General features: G+C 48.4%; 1 protein-coding gene. It reads right to left on the bottom strand.

Annotation, left to right across the window (positions count from 1 at the left end):
• Positions 1-223 (bottom strand): IS110 family transposase (locus EII41_RS13985; protein WP_148091788.1); only part of this gene is annotated, 223 nt, incomplete at both ends.

Raw genomic sequence — 223 nt, 5'->3', positions numbered from 1 at the left:
TTTCAGGTTCTTGCTTGCGGTAAGCTGTTTCTTCAGCTGCCTGATAATCGTTTTCTTCTGCTTAAGGAGCATGACGGCCTCAGAGGGCATTTTGTAGACGCCAGGAGCCATCTTTTCTCCGTACATGGCAATCAGGCAGGCATCTTTGGTGTCAGTCTTGGTGACGGTCATCATCATGCGTGAGAAGTGCTTGATTTGTTTGGGATTCACCATACTTGCGGCT

The organism is Tannerella forsythia (assembly GCF_003860135.1).
Lineage (GTDB): Bacteria > Bacteroidota > Bacteroidia > Bacteroidales > Tannerellaceae > Tannerella > Tannerella forsythia_A.
This window is presented reverse-complemented; position numbering and strand designations above follow the sequence as displayed.